Origin of the sequence: Enterobacter sp. MGH 38 (genome assembly GCF_000492855.1) — a bacterium.
GTDB classification, from domain to species: domain Bacteria; phylum Pseudomonadota; class Gammaproteobacteria; order Enterobacterales; family Enterobacteriaceae; genus Enterobacter; species Enterobacter hormaechei_C.
This window is the reverse complement of record NZ_KI535607.1, coordinates 1,912,534-1,936,866: the sequence shown is the minus strand read 5'-3', so window position 1 is coordinate 1,936,866 and position 24,333 is coordinate 1,912,534. Positions and strand designations below refer to the sequence as shown.

The following is a 24,333-nucleotide window of genomic DNA, read 5'->3' as shown; positions in this document are numbered from 1 at the left end:
ATCAGGTTCTCTCCGTTTTGCTTAACCACATTTCATCCATACCGCCGCCACGGATATGCATCGGATAAACATGCTCTGTGCCGTCGACGATGACGTCCATGAAGACGAGGCGATTGTTTTTAACGTGCTCAAGCGCTTCGCCGAGCTTCGCTTCCAGCTCTGACGGATCGGTTACCCGCATGCCAATATGACCATAGGCTTCAGCCAGGCGGACAAAGTCCGGAAGTGACTTCATATAAGACTGAGAGTGACGGCCAGAATAAATCATATCCTGCCACTGCTTTACCATACCGAGGTAACCGTTATTCAGGTTCAGCACCAGCACTGGCAACTCATATTGCAGCGCAGTAGAAAGCTCCTGAATATTCATCTGTATGCTGCCATCACCCGTCACGCAGATCACCGTTTCGTTTGGCAACGCCAGCTTCACCCCCAGCGCGGCGGGCAGACCAAAGCCCATCGTGCCGAGCCCGCCAGAGTTGATCCAGCGACGCGGTTTATCAAACGGGTAATACAGCGCAGCGAACATCTGATGTTGGCCCACGTCAGATGTGACATACGCATCGCCATTGGTCAGACGCCAGATCGTCTCGATCACCGCCTGCGGCTTGATGTTCTCACTTTGTGTGTCGTACTTAAGGCACTGACGGCCACGCCACTGTTCGATTTGCTGCCACCAGTCGCGGATCTCGTCCAGCGGTTGAGACGCGGTCTCCTGCGCCAGCAGATCCAACATTTGATCCAGCACCTGTCGTGCGTCCCCCACGATCGGCACATCCGCCGGCACCGTTTTAGAGATTGAAGTCGGATCGATATCAATGTGCAGCACCGTCGCATGCGGACAGTATTTCGCCAGATTATTGGTGGTGCGATCGTCAAAACGCACGCCGACGGCAAAAATCACATCAGAATGGTGCATCGTCATATTGGCTTCATAGGTGCCGTGCATACCCAGCATGCCCAGCGCCTGACGGTGGGTAGCCGGGAATGCCCCCAGCCCCATCAGCGATGACGCGACAGGAAGATTCAGCTTCTCAATCAGTTCGCGTAGTTGCGTTTCACAGGCTGCATTGACGGCGCCGCCCCCCACATAGACTACGGGCTTTTTCGCAGCCAGCAGCGTTTGCAGCGCACGCTTAATCTGGCCTTTGTGCCCCTGCGTCGTCGGATTATATGAACGCATGCTCACCGACTCAGGCCACAGGTAAGGCAGTTTATTCGCGGGATTGAGAATATCTTTTGGCAGATCGACAACCACTGGCCCAGGACGACCGCTGGCGGCCAGCCAGAAGGCTTTTTTCAGTACGCCCGGGATGTCTTCCGTTTGCTTAACCAGAAAGCTGTGCTTCACCACGGGGCGTGAGATCCCCACCATGTCGCATTCCTGAAACGCATCATAGCCAATCAGTGACGTCGCCACCTGTCCGGAGAGAATGACCAGGGGAATGGAGTCCATATACGCAGTCGCAATGCCGGTAATGGCATTGGTCGCCCCCGGTCCGGAAGTGACGAGCACAACACCCACCTCGCCCGTGGCGCGGGCCAGGCCGTCTGCCATATGCACAGCAGCCTGTTCATGACGAACCAGAACATGATCAATACCGCCTACCGTGTGCAGCGCGTCATAAATATCAAGAACCGCACCTCCAGGATAGCCGAACACTTGCTTCACGCCCTGATCGATAAGCGATCGGACGACCATTTCCGCGCCAGACAACATCTCCATGCTTTGCCTCCAGGCTTTTGTTATAGACGGTCAACAGAATTCATTTCCGCGCCGTCTTCTGACAGGGTAAACCCATCTTATAATGTGCAGAGTGATGGATACCTTAACCGCTCGTTATGAGCCAGGCAATTAGCAAACGGAATGCGGGAATGGGCAATAAAAGCAGAAAAAACAGCTGTCAGACACGAATATGGTGAATTCATCTGCTATGAGGGGAGACGCTAATAATTCATCTCTTAAAAAGAGGATGGATCAGGAAATCATCTATTTTTAAGCCTCCCTGAGTGTCTGAAAAAATGCGCACAGAACAAAATATTGCTTGCATAAAAAACCACAGAATAAACCGCATGGCACCATGCGGTTTATTCATCCTGTCTTATCGACGACAAATATTGACCAGCAGCTCTTCCATCCATTGATGCCCTTTATCCCGCCCCGCCGCTTCATGCCAGGAAAGATAACAGGTACGGCTATTCAGCTTGAGCGGCAGAGGTAAAATTTGCAGGCTCAGCGAATCGGAGAACTCTTCAGCAAGCCAGCGCGGTGCAATAGCGACTAGCTGCGTCTGAGAAACGACATTCAATACGCTGACCATCGCCATTCCCTGATAGGCCACGCTGGCTTGTTTATCGGCAGTGTCATACCACGGCAGACTAAATGAGGCATATCTGTCCAGAGCAACCACGGCATGCTGCTCGCTGTAAACATCGCTTTCACGCAGCGGAGAATTCATACGGGGATGTTTTTTGCTGGCGACTAACACCATTTCATCTTTAAACAATGGAACACAGGCAAACTCTGGACGGCGAAACTCTTCATAGCCCAGAACGAACTCCGTTTCCTGATAACGAAGCTGGTGCTCAGTATTTTGATTTAATGATGATTTAAAAACGAGATGAATATTAGGAGCAATCTGTTCAACTTTATTATATATAACAGACGTCAAATAATTGTCTAACGGACTGCAAACACAGAGATGGAAAACCCGTTCACTGCTTAAGGGTTCAAAACCCGAGCCGGGAAGCTCATTTTGTACCAGCTGTAGCGCCTGACGAATCGAACCGAATAGCTGGAATGCACGCGCCGTGGGCTGGATACCTCTTCCATAGCGGACGAATAACTCGTCGTTAAACATCACCTTAAGTCTGGCTACGGCATTACTCACGGCAGGTTGAGACATTCCCAGAGATTGCGCTGCTCGCGTAATATTCTGCTCCTGCATAACTGCATCAAATACAGTTAACAGATTGAGATCCACTGTGCGCAACTGAGGCTTAACCCCATCATAAGTCTGTGGTTGGTTAATATTATTTTCTGGCATTTCTGACTCCACCGTCACGCTAAATTCCCTTTGCCAAGGTACAGTAATAACTTCGAAAAATATGATTTACCATGCATATACAACAAGCGAAAGGAAATTATTTAAAATTCGGAATATATAAAGAAACCCCATTCAACGAGCGACTTTACGCATCCCATAAATGAAGAGCTAAAAATCGTTCAAAAGATATCTCAAACTTTAATGTGGGCATGAAACCATAAATCAGACAAATGCACAATCAACGCACTCATTAATAATGACTTAAGTGTTATTAAACTATTAATGGCATACATCGCATTTTCATTAACAAAATGATATCAATTTTGATAACTTACTCACCCGCAAATCATTCATGTAATTTATAAATCAATGATATGAAACAGATTCCATTTCACAGCACATTGGTAAAAATAGTATATTCAATTGCTACCAATTATATTCAAATTATTCCAGAGATGAATCGCCAGTCCAATAATAGACAATAAAATCGGTTAGACATGCAAAAACCAGCACAATTAGCTAATGTGTTTATCCTGTACTGAGTGGCCGTTTTGCCTGAGAGGGGTTGACATGAGTTGGCGTATCCAGTACCACTAAAAGCATATCGCATTCACCTGGAGCACGATTCATGATTCGCACCCTTCGTTTCACCGGTCTACTACTACTAAACGCATCCACTGTGCGCGGTAGACTGGCGGGCGAAATTCAGCGTTGAATCGTCTTCAGTAAAACTAAAAACCCGCGCCACTGCGCGGGTTTTTTTATGCTCGTAGCAAGGCGCCCTAAGACTGACAAGGACCTAACCCATGAGCCAGCAAGTCGTTATTTTCGATACTACTTTACGTGACGGTGAACAGGCATTACAGGCGAGCCTGAGTGTTAAAGAAAAACTGCAAATTGCTCTGGCCCTCGAACGCATGGGTGTAGACGTAATGGAAGTCGGCTTTCCCGTCTCCTCGCCAGGTGATTTCGAGTCAGTGCAGACCATCGCCCGCACCATCAAAAACAGCCGCGTGTGCGGTCTGGCTCGCTGCGTAGAGAAAGATATTGATGTGGCCGCGGAATCCCTGAAAGTTGCAGAAGCCTTCCGTATCCATACATTTATTGCCACCTCCCCCATGCACATTGCGACCAAGCTGCGCAGTACGCTGGATGAAGTGATTGAACGTGCGGTGTATATGGTCAAACGCGCGCGTAACTACACTGATGACGTCGAATTCTCCTGTGAAGATGCAGGCCGCACGCCGATTGACGATTTGGCCCGGGTAGTGGAAGCCGCGATTAATGCCGGAGCCAGAACTATCAACATCCCGGATACCGTCGGCTACACCATGCCGTTTGAGTTCTCCAACATCATCACCGGCCTGTACGATCGCGTGCCAAATATTGATAAAGCCATCATCTCCGTGCATACCCATGACGATTTGGGCCTGGCTGTGGGCAATGCCATCGCCGCCGTTCACGCCGGCGCGCGTCAGGTAGAAGGGGCAATGAACGGCATTGGTGAACGTGCCGGCAACTGCTCGCTGGAAGAAGTGATCATGGCGATCAAGGTGCGCAAAGACATTATGAACGTGCACACTCGCATCAATCACAACGAAATCTGGCGCACCAGCCAGACCGTGAGCCAGATTTGCAACATGCCGATCCCGGCGAACAAGGCGATTGTTGGGGCTGGCGCGTTCGCCCACTCCTCCGGTATTCACCAGGATGGCGTGCTGAAGAACCGTGAAAACTACGAAATCATGACTCCGGAATCCATCGGTCTGAACCAGGTTCAGTTGAACCTGACCTCGCGCTCTGGCCGCGCGGCGGTAAAACACCGTATGGAAGAGATGGGTTATAAGGACAGCGATTACAACATGGATCAGCTGTACGACGCATTCCTGAAGCTGGCTGACAAGAAAGGCCAGGTCTTCGATTACGACCTGGAAGCACTGGCATTCATCAATAAACAGCAGGAAGAGCCAGAACACTTCCGTCTGGACTACTTCACCGTTCAGTCAGGCTCAAGCGATATCGCTACCGCCTCCGTCAAGCTGGCCTGCGGCGATGAAATTAAAGCGGAAGCCGCCAACGGTAACGGCCCTGTGGATGCCATTTACCAGGCGATTAACCGCGTCACTGAGTACGACGTAGAGCTGGTGAAATACGACCTGACGGCAAAAGGGCACGGTAAAGACGCCCTGGGCCAGGTTGATATCGTCGTCAACTACAACGGTCGCCGCTTCCACGGTGTGGGTCTGGCGACAGATATCGTCGAATCCTCCGCGAAAGCGATGGTGCATGTCCTGAACAACATCTGGCGCGCCGCCGAAGTCGAAAAAGAGTTGCAACGCAAAGCTCAGAATAAAGAGAACAACAAGGAAACCGTGTGATGTCGAAGAATTACCATATTGCTGTGTTGCCGGGTGACGGTATTGGCCCGGAAGTGATGGCACAGGCGCTGAAAGTACTGGAAGCTGTTCGTTCGCGTTTTGCGATGAAAATTACCACCAGCCACTACGACGTGGGCGGTATTGCGATTGATAATCACGGTACTCCCCTGCCGAAAGGGACTGTAGAAGGCTGCGAAAATGCCGATGCCGTTCTTTTTGGCTCCGTGGGCGGCCCAAAATGGGAACACCTGCCGCCAGCAGAGCAGCCAGAGCGCGGTGCGCTGCTGCCGTTGCGTAAGCACTTCAAACTGTTCAGCAACCTGCGTCCGGCGAAACTGTACCCGGGGCTGGAAGAGTTTTGCCCGCTGCGCGCGGATATCGCGGCCAACGGTTTCGACATCCTGTGCGTGCGTGAGTTGACCGGCGGCATCTACTTCGGTCAGCCAAAAGGTCGCGAAGGCAGCGGTCAGCATGAGAAAGCGTTTGATACCGAGGTCTATCACCGTTTTGAAATCGAACGTATCGCCCATATCGCGTTTGAGTCAGCGCGCAAACGCCGCCGTAAAGTAACCTCTATTGATAAAGCAAACGTGCTCCAGTCGTCTATTTTGTGGCGCGAAATCGTCAGTGAAGTCGCTAAGCAGTACCCGGACGTTGCGCTGTCGCATATGTATATCGACAACGCAACGATGCAGCTGATCAAAGATCCGTCTCAGTTTGACGTGCTGCTGTGCTCCAACCTGTTCGGCGATATTCTCTCGGATGAATGCGCCATGATCACCGGCTCCATGGGTATGCTGCCCTCGGCCAGCCTGAACGAAGAAGGCTTTGGCCTGTACGAACCGGCGGGCGGCTCCGCGCCGGATATCGCAGGCAAAAATATCGCCAACCCGATTGCGCAGATCCTCTCCCTGGCTCTGCTGCTGCGCTATAGCCTGGATGCAGGCGATGCAGCAACCGCAATTGAAAACGCCATTAACCGGGCGTTAGAAGAAGGTGTCCGTACCGGTGATTTAGCACGCGGCACGGCGGCAGTCAGTACCGATGAAATGGGCGACATCATTGCCCGCTATGTCGCTGAAGGGGTGTAATCATGGCTAAGACGTTATATGAGAAGTTGTTTGATGCGCACGTGGTCTACGAAGCACCAAACGAAACCCCACTGTTGTACATCGACCGTCATCTGGTACATGAAGTGACCTCTCCTCAGGCATTTGACGGCCTGCGCGCGCACAAGCGCCCGGTGCGTCAGCCGGGTAAAACCTTTGCCACGATGGATCACAACGTTTCCACCCAGACCAAAGACATCAATGCATCTGGCGAGATGGCGCGTATCCAGATGCAGGAGCTGATTAAGAACTGTAACGAGTTTGGCGTGGAGCTGTACGATCTGAACCACCCCTATCAGGGTATCGTCCACGTAATGGGGCCTGAGCAGGGGATTACCCTGCCAGGCATGACCATCGTCTGCGGCGACTCCCATACCGCAACCCACGGCGCATTTGGCGCGCTGGCGTTCGGGATTGGGACCTCTGAAGTTGAACACGTTCTGGCGACGCAGACCCTGAAGCAGGGCCGCGCCAAAACCATGAAGATTGAAGTGAAGGGCAAAGCGGCACCTGGCATTACCGCGAAAGATATCGTGCTGGCGATTATCGGCAAAACCGGCAGTGCAGGCGGCACCGGTCACGTCGTTGAGTTCTGCGGAGATGCTATCCAGGCGCTGAGCATGGAAGGTCGTATGACCCTGTGCAACATGGCCATTGAGATGGGCGCCAAAGCAGGACTGGTGGCCCCAGACGAAACCACCTTCAACTATGTGAAGGGGCGTCTGCATGCGCCGAAAGGTCAGAATTTTGACGACGCGGTAGCGTACTGGAAAACCCTGAAAACGGACGAGGGGGCAATTTTTGATACCGTTGTGACGTTACAGGCGGAAGAGATCGCCCCGCAGGTCACCTGGGGCACCAACCCGGGCCAGGTGATTTCTGTCACCGACAGCATTCCTGACCCGGCTTCCTTCGCCGATCCGGTCGAGCGCGCCAGTGCAGAAAAGGCGCTGGCCTATATGGGGCTGAAACCCGGCGTACCGCTGACCGACGTGAGCATTGATAAAGTGTTCATCGGCTCCTGTACCAACTCCCGTATTGAAGATTTACGCGCTGCGGCAGAAATTGCTAAAGGCCGCAAAGTGGCGCCGGGCGTGCAGGCGCTGGTTGTGCCGGGCTCCGGTCCGGTGAAAGCCCAGGCGGAAGCGGAGGGCCTGGATAAGATCTTTATCGAAGCAGGCTTCGAATGGCGCCTGCCCGGCTGCTCCATGTGTCTGGCGATGAACAACGACCGCCTGAATCCGGGCGAGCGATGTGCCTCCACCAGCAACCGTAACTTTGAAGGCCGTCAGGGCCGCGGTGGGCGCACCCACCTGGTCAGCCCGGCAATGGCCGCCGCTGCGGCAGTCACCGGTCATTTCGCCGATATTCGCAGCCTGAAATAAGGAGACAATCATGGCAGAGAAATTTACCCAACATACGGGCCGTGTTGTCCCGCTGGATGCCGCTAACGTCGATACTGACGCTATCATTCCTAAGCAGTTTTTGCAGAAAGTGACGCGCACGGGTTTTGGTGCGCATCTGTTCAACGACTGGCGCTTCCTCGACGATAAAGGCGAAGTGCCAAACCCGGAATTCGTCCTGAACTTTCCGGAATACAAAGGCGCCTCCATTTTGCTGGCGCGGGAAAACTTTGGCTGCGGATCGTCGCGTGAACATGCGCCATGGGCATTGACCGACTACGGCTTTAAGGTGGTTATCGCCCCAAGCTTCGCGGATATCTTCTACGGCAACAGCTTTAACAACCAGCTGCTGCCGGTGACGCTGAGTGACGAACAGGTCGATGAATTGTTCGCGCTGGTTAAGGCAAATCCGGGCATGTCGTTTGAAGTGGATCTGGAAGGGGAAGTGGTGAAAGCCGGGGATAAAACCTACAGCTTCAGCATTGATGCCTTCCGTCGCCACTGCATGCTGAACGGTCTGGACAGCATTGGTTTAACTCTCCAGCACGAAGACGCCATCTCCGCGTACGAGAAAAAACAGCCTGCGTTTATGGGCTAAAGACAATGGCCCGCAAAAAGCGGGCCATTGATTTGTTTCGTAAAGCCGCCTTCCAGAATCAGACATCCTTAACCCGGCAAGTCAGCCCAAGCGTAACCACCGAAATCGCGGCAATCACCCAGTAAACTGAGCCATGCCCGTAACTTTGCGCCAGCGCCCCCTGAATCACCCCCGCCAGGATCACTCCGGTCGAAATACTGTTGGTAAAAAGCGTGGTCGCCGACCCGGCGCGGCCCGGCATTAAATCCTGGAACCAGAGCATGCCGATCCCGGCAACGATGCCAATAAACACAGCATTAAACAGCTGAAGCGCCAGCAGCGCTTCGCGCGAATGGAATAAGATCAGCCCAAGATAAAACAACACCCCGGCTGCAACCGCAACCACCATCATTTTCCGTTTACCGAAACGTTTTACGTAGTAACCCGCCAGAATCATCGCCGGGATCTCCAGCCCGGCAGCGGTGCCCATCAGGATCCCCGCGAGCTTGTCGGGCAGTCCCAGATCGCTGCTGATCCACAGCGGCATATCGATAATGTACATGGTGTTGCAGGTCCACATCAGCGTGGAGGCGATAAACAACATGCGGACGTTTTTATCCTGCCAGCCGCTCACCTGCGTGATGGGCTTGTCCGTCACCTGCTCTACGCGCGCCACCGATGGCAGCGCAAAGGCTATCAGCGCCAGGCTGATGACAAAAATCCCCGCCGCGATGGAAAACATGGTGGTGAAGCCGTAGTTCAGCGCCAGCATGAACGCCAGCGGGGGACCAATGACCCACGCCAGCGAGAGCTGCGCACGCATCACCGAGCTGAACATCACCACTTCCCTCGCCGAGTTGTCGGCGTACTCCCGTGCCAGGGCGAAGAGCTGCGGCATGGCGGTGTTCGCCAGAGAGGCCAGCAGCACGCCGCAGGTAATGAGCGTCAGGTAATGGCGGTTGAAGGCAAACAGCAGCGCGTTGCCCACGGCCATTGCGCAACAAAAGAGGATCAGCTTGCGGCGATCGCCCTGGCTGTCGGATCGTTTCGCCAGCCACAGGCTGACGAGGATCCCGGCAATGGCGTTGACGGTGTAGAACAGGCCCACCCAAAACGGCTGCGCCCCCACCTCGCGGCTGAGAAACAGGCTCAGCGTCGGCGCCTGTAGCGCGCCGGCTACGCCCATCATGAAGGCCACCAGCATAAAAGCGGCGTACACGCCATTCAGGCGTCGCCCCATCGTCATCAACCAGAGCATGCGCAAGTCCTTATGAAAGCGAATCGAAATTGGGTGAAATAGTAAACGAAAAAAGCCAGCAAAAAACATTTTGCTGGCGGGTGATTAGCACCAATACTCAGTCACACATGATCGAGGCGAGTTAGCGAGAAGAGGTCGGTTTCGTAACGTCCCACTGCATCAGATCTTCCAGTATTCTCAGCCGCTGCTCTGCGCACTGGCGGGCCAGCCAGGACACTCCCTTTGTCGCTGAAAAATAGTGCTGATAAAACTGACGTGCGGTAGACCTCTTCATAATTTACCTCCTCGCTTCATCGATAAGGATTATTGGCTTAATATAGGGATTAATAAATTGCTGATTTTTTGTCAGGAGTTCCCCTTTTATGCCTTCTGGTCGTCTGCAACAACAATTTATCCGCCTCTGGCAGTGCTGCGAGGGGCAATCGCAGGAGACCACGCTGAACGAGCTGGCTGAACTCCTCAACTGCTCCCGGCGTCATATGCGTACCCTCCTCAACACCATGCAGCAGCAGGGCTGGCTAAACTGGGAGGCTGAAGCCGGACGCGGCAAGCGCTCGCGCCTGACTTTCCTTTATACCGGCCTGGCGCTACAGCAACAGCGGGCGGAGGATCTGCTGGAGCAGGACCGCATCGATCAGCTGGTCCAGCTGGTGGGCGACAAAGCCGCCGTGCGCCAGATGCTGGTCTCGCATCTGGGACGCAGCTTTCGTCAGGGACGCCACATTCTGCGGGTGCTTTACTACCGCCCAATGAAAAATCTGTTGCCCGGTACGGCGTTACGTCGCTCTGAAACCCACATGGCCCGGCAGATATTCAGCGGCCTGACGCGGATAAATGAGGAAAACGGGGAACTGGAGGCGGATATCGCGCACCACTGGCAACAGCTTTCCCCGCGCCACTGGCGCTTTTTCTTACGCCCCGGCATTCATTTCCACCATGGACGCGAGCTGGAGATGCGCGACGTTATCGATTCCTTAGAGCGAGCCCGCACGCTGCCGCTCTATTCGCATATCGCGCGGATCCACTCCCCAACGGCCTGGACGCTGGATATTGAGCTATCGCAGCCGGACAAATGGCTTCCGTGGCTTCTGGGCTACGTCCCCTCAATGATCCTGCCTGCCGAGTGGCGCTCCCTGAACAATTTTTCCAGCCAGCCGATTGGTACGGGCCCCTACTCCGTTACACGAAACAACAGTAATCAGCTGAAGATCCGCGCCTTTGATGATTACTTTGGCTACAGGGCGTTGATCGACGAAGTGAACGTCTGGGTGTTACCGGATCTCAACGAAGAGCTGAGCGCAGGCCTGACCCTGGAAGGGCCAACAGCCGGTGAAAAGGCGTTCGAAAGCCGCCTGGAGGAGGGATGCTACTACCTGCTCTTTGATAGCCGCAGCCATCGCGGGGCAAACCACGACGTACGCAGGTGGATCAGCCATATTCTTGCCCCTGCTAACCTGATTTATCACGCAGAGGAGCAATACCAGACCTGGTGGTTCCCGGCCTATGGCCTGCTTCCGCGCTGGCACCATGCGCAGCCAGTGCGCAGTGAAAAACCTGCCGGACTGGAGACCATCACCCTCAGCTACTATCGCGATCACATTGAGCACAGGTTTATCGCAAGGATCATGAGCACGCTGCTGGCAGCCGAAGGCGTGACGCTGGCGATACAGGAAGTCGATTATGATGAATGGCATCGCGGAGACGTCATCAGCGATATCTGGCTCAACAGCGCAAACTTTACGCTGCCGCTTGATTTCTCGCTCTTTTCTCACCTGTACGAAGTGCCCCTGATTCAGCACTGTATCAACCGGGACTGGCAGCAGGACGCCGCACGGTGGCGGGCAGGAGAAATGGATCTGGCCGCCTGGTGTCAGGAATTACTGGCCGGGCAGACGATCGTACCGTTGATTCACCACTGGCTGCTGATCCAGGGCCAGCGCAGCATGCGCGGCCTGCGGATGAACACCCTGGGCTGGTTTGATTTTAAATCCGCCTGGTTTGCGCCGCCGGAGCCATAACGCTTTCGTAATATTCACCAAATCATTACAATAGCGCCGTTCTCAACGGGGTGCTGCATCACTGATGTGCGCTGAGATAATACCCGTCGAACCTGATCCGGATAACGCCGGCGAAGGGATTTGAGGCTGTCTCTCAAAATCCTTTGCCACTCAACCCTGAGGTGCAAAGTGTTAAAAAACGTTCTTCCTCTGCTGGCGCTGTTTGCGCTGCCTGTTTTTGCTAAGCCTGTTCTGACGGTCTACACCTACGACTCCTTCTCCGCCGACTGGGGCCCTGGCCCGGTGGTAAAAAAAGCCTTTGAAGCGGACTGCAACTGCGAGCTGAAATTCGTGGCGCTGGAAGATGGCGTCTCGCTGCTTAACCGGCTGCGCATGGAAGGCAAAAACAGCAAAGCCGACGTGGTGCTCGGGCTGGATAACAACCTGCTGGAAGCCGCCACCCAAACCAGACTGTTCGCCAAAAGCGGCGTGGCGGCAGATGCCGTTAACGTACCGGGCGGCTGGAAAAACGACACCTTCGTTCCCTTTGATTACGGTTACTTTGCGTTTGTCTACGATAAAAACAAGCTGAAGAATCCGCCCAAAAGCCTGAAAGAGCTGGTCGAAAGTGACCAGAAATGGCGCGTGATTTACGAAGATCCGCGTACCAGCACGCCGGGTCTGGGGCTGCTGCTGTGGATGCAAAAAGTTTACGGGGATAAAACGCCGGAAGCGTGGCAGAAGCTGGCCGCGAAAACCGTTACCGTCACCAAAGGCTGGAGCGAAGCCTATGGCCTGTTCCTGAAAGGCGAAAGCGACCTGGTGCTGAGCTACACTACCTCTCCGGCCTACCACATTATCGCCGAGAAGAAAGACAACTACGCCGCCGCGAACTTTGCTGAAGGGCATTATTTGCAGGTGGAAGTGGCCGCCCGCACCGCCGCGAGCAAACAGCCGGAGCTTGCCGAAAAATTCCTGAAATTTATGATCTCCCCGGCATTTCAGAACGCTATTCCGACCGGCAACTGGATGTACCCGGTCACTGACGTTGCGCTGCCGGCAGGCTTTGAGCAGCTAAACAAGCCGCAAACCTCACTGGAATTTACGCCGCAGCAGGTTGCCGCCCAGCGCGCCGCATGGATTAGTGAATGGCAACGCGCCGTCAGCCGCTGATCCCCGGCTGGTTAGTTCCCGGGCTGCTCGCCGCCGTACTGATGGTCGTCGTCAGCCTGGGTGCATTCCTTGCGCTGTGGTTTAACGCGCCAGAGAGCGATCTGCTCGCCCTCTGGCACGACAGCTATCTCTGGCACGTCATCCGCTTCTCCTTCTGGCAGGCGTTTCTCTCCGCGCTGCTGTCGGCGATCCCGGCCATTTTCCTTGCACGCGCCCTCTATCGCAGACGTTTCCCCGGCAGGCTTGCCCTGCTGCGGCTGTGCGCGATGACGCTGATCCTGCCCGTGCTGGTGGCGGTGTTCGGCATTCTGAGCGTCTACGGTCGGCAGGGCTGGCTGGCATCCCTCTTCAACCTGCTTGGTCTAGAATGGACCTTCTCCCCTTACGGCCTGAAAGGCATTCTGCTGGCGCATATTTTTTTCAATATGCCGATGGCGACGCGCCTCTTTTTACAGGCGCTGGAAAACATTCCCGGTGAGCAGCGTCAGATTGCCGCCCAGCTTGGCATGCGCGGCTGGTCGTTCTTCCGCTTTGTCGAATGGCCGTGGCTGCGACGCCAGATTGCTCCGGTTGCCGCGCTAATCTTTATGCTCTGCTTCGCCAGCTTCGCGACCGTACTTTCTCTCGGCGGCGGGCCGCAGGCCACCACCATTGAGCTGGCGATCTATCAGGCCTTAAGTTACGACTACGATCCGGGCCGCGCCGCGCTGCTGGCGATCGTGCAGATGGTCTGCTGCCTGGCGCTGGTGTTACTCAGCCAGCGGCTAAGTAAAGCGATCCCCACAGGTAGCAATAACCTGACAGGCTGGCGCGATCCGCAGGACAGCCTGCACAGCCGCGTCGCGGATTTTATGCTAATCGCATTGGCACTCCTGCTTCTGCTGCCCCCGCTGCTGGCCGTTATTGTTGATGGCCTGAATCGCAATGTGTTGTCGGTACTGCAACAGCCTGTCCTGTGGCAAGCAACGTGGACCTCATTGCGCATCGCGCTGGCTGCCGGGCTACTGTGCGTGATCCTGACCATGATGCTGCTCTGGAGCAGCCGCGAACTGCACGCGCGTCATGCCCGTAAAGCCGGACACGCGCTGGAACTGACGGGTATGCTGATCCTGGCGATGCCGGGCATTGTGCTGGCGACCGGATTCTTTTTACTGTTTAACAGCACCATCGGCCTGCCGGAAAGCGCCGACGGCATCGTCATTTTTACCAACGCACTGATGGCCATCCCTTACGCGCTCAAGGTGCTGGAAAACCCGATGCGCGACGTCAATAGCCGCTACAGTTTGCTGTGTCAGTCGCTGGGCATGCAGGGCTGGCAGCGTCTGAAGGTGGTCGAACTGCGCGCGCTAAAGCGTCCGCTGGCCCAGGCGCTGGCGTTTGCCTGCGTGCTGTCGATTGGCGATTTTGGCGTTGTGGCCCTCTTCGGCAACGAGGATTTCCGCACGCTGCCGTTCTGGCTTTATCAGCAAATTGGCTCCTATCGTAGCCAGGACGGCGCCGTCACGGCGCTACTCCTGTTGCTGCTGTGCTTTGCGTTATTTACCGTTATCGAAAAACTTCCGGGGCGTGATGTTAAAACTGACTGATGTAACCTGGCTTTATGAGCACCTGCCAATGCGTTTTACCCTCTCCGTTCGTCAGGGAGAGCGAATCGCAGTGCTTGGCCCCAGCGGGGCCGGAAAAAGTACCCTGCTCAATCTGATTGCCGGTTTTTTACAGCCTGCCAGCGGGTCGATCGTCATTGATAATGGCGAGTATACCTACGCTCCGCCGGCTAAGCGCCCGGTGTCGATGCTGTTCCAGGAAAACAATCTGTTCAATCATCTTACGGTGTGGCAGAACATCGCGCTGGGTATGGATCCGGGGTTGAAGCTCAATGTTGCGCAGCGTCAGACGCTGGAGGCGATCGCCGAACAAATGGGCCTGGCTGCGTTTATCAACAGACTACCGGGTGAGCTTTCCGGCGGCCAGCGCCAGCGCGTGGCGCTGGCGCGCTGCCTGGTGCGCAAGCAGCCGCTGCTGCTGCTCGATGAACCCTTTTCGGCGCTCGACCCCGCTCTGCGTCAGGAAATGCTCTCGCTGGTTGAGGAGGTTTGCGAGCGCGAACAACTGACGATGCTGATGGTTTCGCATAGCATCGAAGATGCCGCACGCATCGCGCCGCGATCGGTGGTGATCGCGGAGGGACGTATTTTGTGGGATGGGGAAACAGAAGAACTTCTGAGTGGTAAGGCGGGGGCATCTTCACTTTTAGGTATTCGTGAGGTCTGATGCCCTCACCCTTGCCCTCTCCCACAGGGGAGAGGGATCCCCAGTAATTTGAAAGCAAAAGCGATAACGTTGCCTTCAGAATAACTGAGGGCTTTCAGCGATGCCCTGGTCCGGCTGTAAATCGCTGAGGCGTTTCCTGTAGGCCGGGGCGAGGCGCAGGGATGCGCCGAGAGGGCGTGGCCTGCATGGATGCAGGCTCATGCCCGACCCGATAGCCTGAAGGAATAAGCCGAAGGTACCGCGAAGCGGCGATTTTCCGCCGGGAGCTCGGGTCGCCAAGGGTGGTGGCGACTGAGCCACCCTGGCACGTTCACCGGCCATGTCGTGACAGAGTAGCAAGGAACATATAGTGAACGGAATGACCACCAGAGCCGTTTGTTCCCCCTCACCCCAGCCCTCTCCCTCAAGGGAGAGGGGGCCGTCTGTGCAGGCATTATTTTGTGGGGAACCCTCAGCCCACAGGGAGAGGGAAAACACCTTAACGGCTCACCACCTTTAACAGGATCTCGCCGTACACCGGCATCAGCGGGTGGCGGATCAGCGCGATCAGCGCCACCACGGCCACCCCCAACGTCAGCGGGGCCAGCCAGAGCAGGCGAGTGCGCGGAAGATAGCGCGTCAGACGATCAACACTGGCTTTCGCGCTGCGCCACAGGCGCCAGCAGAGCCAGACCGCCAGCCACAGCAGCACCGCCGTGCCCAGCAGCAGCCATTTAAACTCACCGCTTTGCATACCGTCAGGAATATCAATCGCCGCGCCCGCCAGGATACCCGGCAGGAAGTAGAACGGCGGCCAGAAGACGCAGCCGATGATATTCGGCACCACAAACTTCGCGACGGGCAGATCCAGCATCCCGGCCACCATCGGCACCAGCGGACGCGTTGGGCCAACGAAGCGCCCCACGAGGATGGTGAACATGCTGTGCTGGTGCAGCGCATGCTCGGTTTTATCCAGCAGCGCTTTGTTTTTTTTCATGAACGACCAGCGGTGCAGCGGCTTCTTAAAGCGCCAGCCCAGCCAGAAGGAGATCCAGTCCCCCAGCAAACAGCCGATAATACCGGCCATCCACGCCTGCCAGAAATTGACCTCGCCGCTGCCGATAAGCGCCCCAAGCCCCGCCATCATCACGGTGCCGGGCAGGATCAGCCCGACCAGCGCCAGCGACTCCAGAAACGCCACCAGCGCCACGGCGATGAGCGAATACATAACGGACTGGGTAATAAAATGTTCCAGCAATGCCTGCATAACTATTCCGGTCAGAAAACGAATCAGCGATTCTGCTTAGCGCCCTGCACCGCGTCAAGGCATCAATTGTCTGAATAGTTTACAAGATGCGCCTGAAGTTCACCTGAATGTTTACCGATTATTCACATCCCGCACGGAATTCGCTCGGGCTGGCACCGGTGCACTTCTTAAACACGCGAGAGAAATAGAGCTGATCTTCAAAGCCGACGTTACGCCCGACGGTGGCGATAGGCATTCGGGTGGTGCTGAGCAGCAGTTTCGCCTGGCTGATGCGCTGATCCTCGCGCCAGCTGAGTACGCTCACGCCAAGCTGCTGGCGGAACAGATGCGACAGCCGTGACGGCGACAGGCACACATGCTGGGCGACGCTGGCAATATCAAACTGGCTGTCGGCAAGGTGGTCGCTGATGTACTGGCAGGCGTCGCGGACGCGGTTGTCCAGCGGCGGATTAAGCGACTCGTTGATGGCCTCCATGCGGCGCAGCAGCACCTGTTCAAGCAGGTTGATGGCCAGCAGTTCGGCGTAGCGCCCGCCCGCCTGCCCTGCCTCAATAATCTGTGCGAACAGCTCACGGAACTGCGCCAGATGCGCCTCATCCGGGCGATATAAACCGGTATGGGCGAAAATGGCCGGCCACGAGAGCCACTCCTGCCAGTAGGCGCGCGGACGGAAATAGACCCACTGGTGATACCACTCTTTGGCATCCGGGTGGCGCCCGTAGTGATGGATCTCCCCCGGCGGGAACAGCAGCATATCACCGGGGCGGCAGATAAACTGTTGATCCCCATTTTTGACGACGCCTTCTCCGCGTACGGTCAGGTTCAGGATATATCCCTTCATGCCAAGAGGGCGATCGACGTAAAAATCGAGATATCCCTCGGCCTCAATTGGCGTCAGTCCCGCCACCAGATGGGCGTTAAATGAGTAGCCCGGCAGTAAGGGATCGTTTTGCGGTTCGGCCATAGATTCAGTTCTCCCAAGGGTCCTGAAGGAAACCAATTGTCCATATCGATAAAAGCAGTATAAAAATGGCCCGCGAAAAGATCCAAAAAGCATCACGCCTCTTTTACGTCCGCCATGTTTCAGCCTTTCCCCCTGATTTCTCCGCCAGCACGGGCGGATAAGCAGTAACAAAAGTGTCTATAAGTGCGGCAGAAATGTCCACATAGAATATTTGCACGGCGTCACACTTTGCGTGGCTACAGCAATTTAGTCCATAAGATTAGCGGATCCTGCCTGACGATTTTTGTCCCTAGTCTCTAATGTTCTTCCATACCTGTTTTTTGGATGGAGCAACACCATGGCAATTGCAATTGGCCTCGATTTTGGCAGCGACTCAGTTCGCGCGCTGGCAGTGGACTGTACGACTGGCCAGGAGATAGCAACCAGCGTTGAGTGGTATCCGCGCTGGCAAGAGGGGCGCTACTGCGATGCGCCAAACAACCAGTTCCGTCACCACCCGCGGGACTACATCGAGTCGATGGAAGCGGCGATCAAAACCGTTCTGGCGGAGTTGACCGACGCCCAGCGGGCCGATGTCGTGGGGATTGGCGTCGACAGCACCGGCTCAACGCCTGCCCCTGTCGATGCCGAAGGCCGCGTACTGGCGCTGCGACCGGAGTTTGCCGACAATCCGAACGCCATGTTTGTGCTGTGGAAAGACCATACCGCCGTGGAAGAGGCGGAAGCCATCACCCGCTTATGCCATCAGCCGGGCAAAACTGACTACTCCCGCTACATCGGCGGGATTTACTCCAGCGAGTGGTTCTGGGCCAAGATCCTGCACGTTACCCGCGCGGACGCGTCGGTCGCACAGGCAGCGGCGTCATGGATTGAGCTGTGCGACTGGGTTCCCGCCCTGCTCTCCGGCACCACGCGTCCGCAGGATATTCGCCGCGGCCGTTGCAGCGCCGGGCATAAATCGCTGTGGCATGAAAGCTGGGGTGGTCTGCCTCCGGCAGCGTTCTTCGATGAACTCGACCCGATCATCAACAAAAACCTGACATACCCGCTGTTCACCGACACCTTCACCGCCGATATCCCGGTCGGCACGCTCTGCGAAGAGTGGGCGAAACGCCTCGGTCTGCCGCAAAACGTGACCATTTCCGGCGGCGCGTTCGACTGCCATATGGGGGCCGTGGGCGCGGGTGCGCAGCCCAACACGCTGGTGAAAGTTATCGGCACCTCCACCTGTGACATTCTGACGGCAGATAAAGCCAGCGTCGGCGACCGCGCGGTGAAAGGCATCTGCGGTCAGGTTGACGGCAGCGTGGTGCCTGATTTTATCGGCCTTGAAGCGGGCCAGTCCGCCTTCGGTGATATTTATGCCTGGTTTGGCCGCGTGCTCGGCTGGCCGCTGGATCAGCTGGCTGCCGCGCATCCTGAACTGAAAACGCAGATTACGGCGAGCAAAAAACAGCTCCTGCCGCAGCTCACCGACGCCTGGGCAAAAAATCCGTCTCTCGACCACCTGCCGGTGGTGCTGGACTGGTTCAACGGCCGTCGTACGCCGTTTGCCAACCAGCGTCTGAAAGGAGTGATTACCGATCTCAACCTCGCGACCGACGCGCCCGCGCTGTTTGGCGGCCTGATCGCCGCCACCGCGTTCGGCGCGCGCGCCATCATGGAGTGCTTCATCGACCAGGGCATTGACGTGAACAACGTGATGGCGCTGGGCGGCATCGCCCGTAAAAATCCGGTGATTATGCAGGCCTGCTGCGACGTGCTGAACCGGCCGCTGCAAATTGTGGCCTCCGATCAGTGCTGTGCGCTGGGTGCCGCGATTTTCGCTGCCGTGGCCGCAGGCGTCCATGCGGATATCCCGACCGCGCAACAGCATATGGCGAGCGCCGTCGAAAATACGCTCCATCCGCAGACTCAGCAGGCACAACGCTTTGAACAGCTTTATCAGCGCTACCAGCAATGGGCAAAAAGCGCCGAACTTCACTATCTCCCTGTCGCCGCCCCGGCCAAAAGCACCGCGGACACTACGGCAACCCTGACACATTAAGGACACGATAATGACCATTTTTAATAATTATGAAGTGTGGTTTGTGATTGGCAGCCAGCATTTGTACGGACCGGAAGCGTTGCAGCAGGTGACGAAACACGCGGAGCACGTTGTGAATGCGCTGAACGCGGAAGCCAAACTGCCGTGCAAACTGGTGCTGAAGCCGCTGGGGACTACCCCGGACGAAATCACCAACATTTGCCGCGATGCCAATTACGATGACAAATGCGCTGGCCTGGTGGTGTGGCTGCACACCTTCTCGCCAGCCAAAATGTGGATCAACGGCCTGGCTATCCTCAACAAACCGCTGTTGCAATTCCACACGCAGTTCAACGCCTCCCTGCCGTGGGACAGCATCGACATGGACTTCATGAACCTGAACCAGACCGCGCACGGCGGCCGCGAGTTCGGCTTCATCGGCGCGCGCATGCGTCAACAGCATGCCGTGGTGACCGGCCACTGGCAGGATGGCCAGGCACAAAAACGCATTGGCTCCTGGATGCGTCAGGCGGTATCTAAGCAGGATACCCGTCACCTGAAGGTGGTGCGTTTCGGCGACAACATGCGCGAAGTGGCGGTCACCGACGGTGATAAAGTGGCCGCGCAGATTAAATTTGGCTTTTCCGTCAACACCTGGGCGGTGGGCGACCTGGTGCAGGTGGTGAATGACATCAGCGATGGCGACGTTAACGCGCTGGTGGACGAGTACGAAAGCAGCTACCGTCTGACGCCTGCGGCACAAATCAACGGCGACAAGCGCCAGAATGTGCTGGACGCGGCGCGCATTGAGCTGGGCATGAAGAGTTTTCTGGAACAGGGCGGCTTCCATGCCTTCACCACCACCTTTGAAGATCTCCACGGCCTGAAACAGCTCCCGGGTCTGGCGGTACAACGTCTGATGCAGCAGGGCTACGGCTTTGCGGGCGAAGGCGACTGGAAAACTGCCGCTCTGCTTCGCATCATGAAGGTGATGTCGACCGGTCTGCAGGGCGGCACCTCTTTTATGGAGGACTACACCTACCACTTCGAGAACGGCAACGATCTGGTGCTCGGCTCGCACATGCTGGAAGTGTGTCCATCCATCGCGGTTGAAGAGAAACCGATCCTCGACGTGCAGTACCTCGGCATTGGCGGCAAAGCGGATCCGGCCCGTCTGATCTTCAACACCCGTACCGGCCCGGCCATTAACGCCAGCCTGATCGACCTCGGCGACCGTTTCCGCCTGCTGGTGAACTGCGTCGATGCGGTGGAAACTCCGCATTCTCTGCCGAAACTGCCGGTCGCCAACGCCTTGTGGAAAGCGCAGCCTGACCTGCCAACCGCGTCGGAAGCCTGGATCCTGGCCGGCGGCGCGCACCACACCGTATTCAGCCACGCGCTTGACCTGAACGATATGCGTCAGTTTGCCGAGCTGCACGACATCGAACTGACCGTGATTGATAACGATACCCGTCTGCCAGCCTTTAAAGACGCGCTGCGCTGGAACGAAGTCTATTACGGTTCAAAACGCTAAGCCCTGAATGCCCGGTGGCACTTCGTTTACCGGGCCTACGGTTCTGTAGGCCGGATAAGCGAAGCGCCATCCGGCAGGAGACGACAATGTTAGAAGATCTCAAACGTCAGGTACTCGAAGCCAACCTGGCGCTGCCAAAACATAACCTGGTGACCCTGACCTGGGGCAACGTCAGCGCCGTTGACCGGGAAAAAGGGGTGTTCGTGATCAAGCCTTCCGGCGTGGATTACACGGTAATGACCGCAGAAGACATGGTGGTGGTCAGCATCGAAACGGGTGAAGTGGTTGAAGGCAAAAAAAAGCCCTCCTCCGATACGCCGACTCACCGCCTGCTGTATCAGGCCTTCCCGACCATCGGTGGGATTGTGCATACCCATTCGCGTCACGCGACCATCTGGGCGCAGGCGGGCCAGCCTATTCCGGCGACCGGCACCACCCACGCGGACTACTTTTACGGCACCATTCCCTGCACGCGTCTGATGACCGATGCGGAGATCAACGGTGAGTACGAATGGGAAACCGGGAACGTGATCGTCGAAACCTTCGAAAAACAGGGAATCGACGCGGCGCAAATGCCCGGCGTGCTGGTGCACTCCCACGGCCCGTTTGCCTGGGGTAAAAACGCGGAGGACGCGGTGCACAACGCAATCGTGCTGGAGGAAGTCGCCTATATGGGGATCTTCTGCCGCCAGCTGGCACCGCAGCTGCCGGATATGCAGCAAACCCTGCTGGATAAGCATTACCTGCGTAAGCACGGTGCGAAAGCCTACTACGGGCAGTAAACCTTTGCCCGGTGTCGCTGCGCTTACCGTGACTGCGGAACCTGTAGGCCGGATAAGCGCAGCGCCATCCGACTGAACAGGCACTGTATAAAACCCCAGCAAACACCCCTCAACCAGGCTATAATCAGGCCTGGTTTTGTTTTATGGGATAACGCCGTGACGCAGGCGCAAGAAGGCTTTTTACTGACCAGACACTGGCGGGATACCCCTCAGGGTACTGAGGTTGAATTCTGGCTGGCAACGGACAACGGCCCGCTAAACGTTACGCTCCCGCCGCAGGAGTCCGTGGCCTTTATTCCTGAAGCTCACGTCGAAAAAGTGAAACAGCTGCTGCGCGGAGAAAACGGCTGGCGCATAACCCCGCTTGAACTGAAAGATTTCCACCGCCAGCCGGTTTACGGCCTCTATTGCCGCGCCCATCGCCAGTTAATGCGCTATGAAAAACTGCTCCGTGAAGCGGGCGTGACGCTTTACGAGGCCGACATTCGCCCGCCTGAACGCTTTCTGATGGAGCGGTTTATCACCGCCCCCGTCTGGGTAGATGGCACCGCGCAAAATGGCAGGATCGTTAATGCGCGCCTCAAGCCTAGCCCGAATTATCGCCCCCCGCTCAAATGGGTCTCGCTGGATATCGAAACCACCCGCCACGGCGAACTGTACTGCATTGGTCTGGAAGGCTGTGGGCAGCGAGTTGTCTATATGCTCGGGCCGCCAAACGGCGATGCGTCCGCGCTGGACTTTAATCTGGAGTACGTCAACAGCCGCCCGCAACTGCTGGAGAAGCTTAACCAGTGGTTTGCCGAGCACGATCCGGATGTTCTGATCGGCTGGAACGTAGTGCAGTTTGACCTGCGCGTGCTGCAAAAACATGCCGAGCGTTACCGTATCCCGCTGATGCTGGGGCGCGGAAACAGCGAGCTGGAGTGGCGCGAGCATGGTTTTAAGAACGGTGTTTTCTTCGCGCAGGCCAATGGTCGCCTGATTATCGACGGCATCGAGGCGCTGAAATCCGCCTTCTGGAACTTCTCTTCCTTCTCGCTGGAAGCGGTCGCCCAGGAACTGCTCGGCGAAGGTAAATCCATCGACAATCCCTGGGACCGAATGGACGAGATCGACCGGCGCTTTAATGAAGATAAACCCGCGCTCGCCACCTATAACCTGAAAGATTGCGAGCTGGTGACGCAGATCTTCCACAAAACCGAGATCATGCCCTTCCTGCTGGAGCGGGCGACGGTGAACGGCCTTGCGGTCGACAGGCACGGCGGCTCGGTAGCGGCCTTCAGCCACCTCTATTTCCCGCGGATGCACCGGGCGGGCTATGTCGCCCCTAACCTCGGCGACGTGCCGCCGCAGGCCAGCCCCGGCGGTTACGTGATGGATTCACGGCCCGGGCTGTATGACTCGGTGCTGGTGCTGGATTATAAAAGCCTGTATCCATCCATTATCCGCACGTTTCTGATTGATCCGGTGGGGCTGGTGGAGGGGATGGCGCAGCCAGACGATGCGCACAGCACCGAAGGTTTTCTTGGAGCACGCTTCTCGCGGGAAAAACACTGCCTGCCCGAAATTGTGGGAAACATCTGGCACGGCCGCGATGAGGCCAAGCGCCACGGCAACAAGCCGCTCTCACAGGCGCTGAAAATCATTATGAACGCCTTTTACGGCGTGCTGGGTACCAGTGCCTGCCGCTTCTTTGATCCCCGTCTGGCGTCGTCCATCACCATGCGCGGGCACGAGATTATGCGCCAGACCAAAGCGCTGATTGAATCCCGGGGCTATGATGTGATTTATGGCGATACAGACTCCACCTTTGTCTGGCTGAAAGCCGCCCATTCGGAAGACGACGCCGCACAAATCGGCAAAGATCTGGTCGCCTTTGTGAACGACTGGTGGCGCGAAAGTTTGCAAAAAGAGCGGTTAACCAGCGCGTTAGAGCTGGAGTTTGAAACCCATTTTGCCCGCTTTTTAATGCCGACCATTCGCGGAACCGACCAGGGCAGCAAGAAGCGCTACGCCGGGCTGATTCAGGAAGGTGACACGCAGCGGATGGTGTTTAAAGGGCTGGAGACAGTGCGCACCGACTGGACGCCGCTGGCACAGCAGTTCCAGCAGACGCTCTACCTGCGGGTGTTCCGCAATGAGCCTTATCAGGATTATGTGCGCGACACCATCGCCAGCCTGATGGCGGGTGAACTGGATGACCAACTGGTGTATCGCAAGCGCCTGCGCCGCCCCCTGGCCGAATATCAACGTAACGTTCCTCCCCACGTACGCGCCGCGCGGCTGGCGGATGAAGAGAACGTTCGCCGGGGCCGTGCGCCGCAGTATCAGAACCGGGGAACGATCAAATACGTCTGGACCACTAACGGCCCGGAACCCGTTGATTACCAGCAGTCTCCGCTTGATTACGATCACTACCTGACCCGCCAGCTTCAGCCGGTTGCGGAGGGAATTTTACCGTTCATCAATGACGACTTTGCTACACTAGTGACAGGACAACTTGGGCTATTTTGACGCGTGACGAAACCGTTGCCATCCAGTACCATAGCGCCCTTTCCATTCCCGGAC

The 24,333-nt window shown here is 56.3% G+C and carries 19 protein-coding genes and 1 riboswitch; of the genes, 13 read left to right on the top strand and 6 right to left on the bottom strand.

Annotated elements, in window-relative coordinates:
• Nucleotide 1 precedes the first annotated feature (1 nt).
• Nucleotides 2–1,726: an acetolactate synthase 3 large subunit gene (ilvI, locus tag L384_RS11835; protein ID WP_003856373.1), complete on the bottom strand. Its 1,725-nt coding sequence runs from the start codon at nt 1,724–1,726 to the stop codon at nt 2–4.
• A gap of 376 nt (nt 1,727–2,102) precedes the next feature.
• The gene (gene leuO / locus L384_RS11840) at nt 2,103–3,047 is read right to left on the bottom strand and encodes a transcriptional regulator LeuO (protein WP_023324151.1); all 945 of its coding nucleotides are present in this window, start codon (nt 3,045–3,047) and stop codon (nt 2,103–2,105) included.
• Nucleotides 3,048–3,675: 628 nt separating this feature from the next.
• On the opposite strand from leuO, the gene leuL reads away from it, so the two are divergent.
• The 5 genes from leuL (at nt 3,676) to leuD (ending at nt 8,535) form a co-directional block, all read left to right on the top strand.
• Nucleotides 3,676–3,762, top strand: a complete 87-nt coding sequence (gene leuL / locus L384_RS22900) for a leu operon leader peptide (RefSeq protein WP_057979999.1) — start codon at nt 3,676–3,678, stop codon at nt 3,760–3,762.
• Between the two features lie 91 nt (nt 3,763–3,853).
• The gene (gene leuA, locus L384_RS11845) at nt 3,854–5,425 is read left to right on the top strand and encodes a 2-isopropylmalate synthase (RefSeq protein ID WP_023315385.1); all 1,572 of its coding nucleotides are present in this window, start codon (nt 3,854–3,856) and stop codon (nt 5,423–5,425) included.
• The gene (gene leuB, locus L384_RS11850; protein ID WP_003856380.1) at nt 5,425–6,516 is read left to right on the top strand and encodes a 3-isopropylmalate dehydrogenase; all 1,092 of its coding nucleotides are present in this window, start codon (nt 5,425–5,427) and stop codon (nt 6,514–6,516) included. The genes leuA and leuB overlap by 1 nt, the downstream gene beginning before the upstream one ends.
• Before the next feature lie 2 nt (nt 6,517–6,518).
• Entirely contained in the window at nt 6,519–7,919 is a 1,401-nt protein-coding gene (gene leuC, locus L384_RS11855) for a 3-isopropylmalate dehydratase large subunit (protein ID WP_023324150.1), read from the top strand.
• Between the two features lie 10 nt (nt 7,920–7,929).
• The gene (gene leuD, locus L384_RS11860) at nt 7,930–8,535 is read left to right on the top strand and encodes a 3-isopropylmalate dehydratase small subunit (RefSeq protein ID WP_023324149.1); all 606 of its coding nucleotides are present in this window, start codon (nt 7,930–7,932) and stop codon (nt 8,533–8,535) included.
• 58 nt (nt 8,536–8,593) lie between these two features.
• Here the strand turns inward: leuD and L384_RS11865 are convergent, their stop codons facing one another.
• Nucleotides 8,594–9,772: a sugar efflux transporter gene (locus L384_RS11865; protein ID WP_023324148.1), complete on the bottom strand. Its 1,179-nt coding sequence runs from the start codon at nt 9,770–9,772 to the stop codon at nt 8,594–8,596.
• A 121-nt stretch (nt 9,773–9,893) separates the two neighbouring features.
• Nucleotides 9,894–10,046 (bottom strand): glucose uptake inhibitor SgrT, encoded by a 153-nt coding sequence (gene sgrT / locus L384_RS11870; RefSeq protein WP_003856388.1) that lies wholly within the window; start codon nt 10,044–10,046, stop codon nt 9,894–9,896.
• 88 nt (nt 10,047–10,134) lie between these two features.
• Here sgrT and sgrR point away from each other — a divergent pair, with 88 nt between their 5' ends.
• From sgrR to thiQ, 4 genes are all read left to right on the top strand, one after another.
• The gene (sgrR, locus tag L384_RS11875; RefSeq protein WP_023324147.1) at nt 10,135–11,790 is read left to right on the top strand and encodes an HTH-type transcriptional regulator SgrR; all 1,656 of its coding nucleotides are present in this window, start codon (nt 10,135–10,137) and stop codon (nt 11,788–11,790) included.
• 36 nt (nt 11,791–11,826) lie between these two features.
• A riboswitch (TPP riboswitch) is annotated at nt 11,827–11,927 on the top strand.
• 31 nt (nt 11,928–11,958) lie between these two features.
• Nucleotides 11,959–12,942: a thiamine ABC transporter substrate binding subunit gene (gene thiB, locus L384_RS11880; RefSeq protein ID WP_003856391.1), complete on the top strand. Its 984-nt coding sequence runs from the start codon at nt 11,959–11,961 to the stop codon at nt 12,940–12,942.
• Complete coding sequence (gene thiP / locus L384_RS11885) at nt 12,918–14,528, top strand: thiamine/thiamine pyrophosphate ABC transporter permease ThiP (RefSeq protein WP_003856395.1); 1,611 nt, start codon at nt 12,918–12,920, stop codon at nt 14,526–14,528. Before thiB ends, thiP begins: the two co-directional genes overlap by 25 nt.
• Nucleotides 14,512–15,213 carry a thiamine ABC transporter ATP-binding protein ThiQ gene (thiQ, locus tag L384_RS11890; protein ID WP_032608486.1) on the top strand — a complete coding sequence of 234 codons (702 nt, stop codon included), beginning with the start codon at nt 14,512–14,514 and terminating at the stop codon, nt 15,211–15,213. The genes thiP and thiQ overlap by 17 nt, the downstream gene beginning before the upstream one ends.
• 478 nt (nt 15,214–15,691) lie before the next feature.
• Here thiQ and L384_RS11895 read toward each other — a convergent pair whose 3' ends face one another.
• Together L384_RS11895 and araC are read right to left on the bottom strand one after the other, a co-directional pair.
• The gene (locus L384_RS11895; RefSeq protein ID WP_023324146.1) at nt 15,692–16,459 is read right to left on the bottom strand and encodes a DedA family protein; all 768 of its coding nucleotides are present in this window, start codon (nt 16,457–16,459) and stop codon (nt 15,692–15,694) included.
• Between the two features lie 118 nt (nt 16,460–16,577).
• On the bottom strand, nt 16,578–17,423 hold the full coding sequence (gene araC, locus L384_RS11900) for an arabinose operon transcriptional regulator AraC (RefSeq protein WP_003856402.1): 846 nt from the start codon (nt 17,421–17,423) through the stop codon (nt 16,578–16,580).
• A gap of 337 nt (nt 17,424–17,760) precedes the next feature.
• Here araC and araB point away from each other — a divergent pair, with 337 nt between their 5' ends.
• From araB to polB, 4 genes are all read left to right on the top strand, one after another.
• Entirely contained in the window at nt 17,761–19,470 is a 1,710-nt protein-coding gene (araB, locus tag L384_RS11905; protein WP_022650387.1) for a ribulokinase, read from the top strand.
• Between the two features lie 10 nt (nt 19,471–19,480).
• Entirely contained in the window at nt 19,481–20,983 is a 1,503-nt protein-coding gene (araA, locus tag L384_RS11910) for an L-arabinose isomerase (protein WP_023324145.1), read from the top strand.
• 86 nt (nt 20,984–21,069) lie between these two features.
• A complete protein-coding gene (gene araD, locus L384_RS11915) occupies nt 21,070–21,765 on the top strand; it encodes an L-ribulose-5-phosphate 4-epimerase (RefSeq protein WP_023324144.1) in 696 nt (231 codons plus the stop codon).
• A 156-nt stretch (nt 21,766–21,921) separates the two neighbouring features.
• On the top strand, nt 21,922–24,279 hold the full coding sequence (polB, locus tag L384_RS11920; protein ID WP_023324143.1) for a DNA polymerase II: 2,358 nt from the start codon (nt 21,922–21,924) through the stop codon (nt 24,277–24,279).
• The last annotated feature ends 54 nt before the right edge of the window (nt 24,280–24,333 follow it).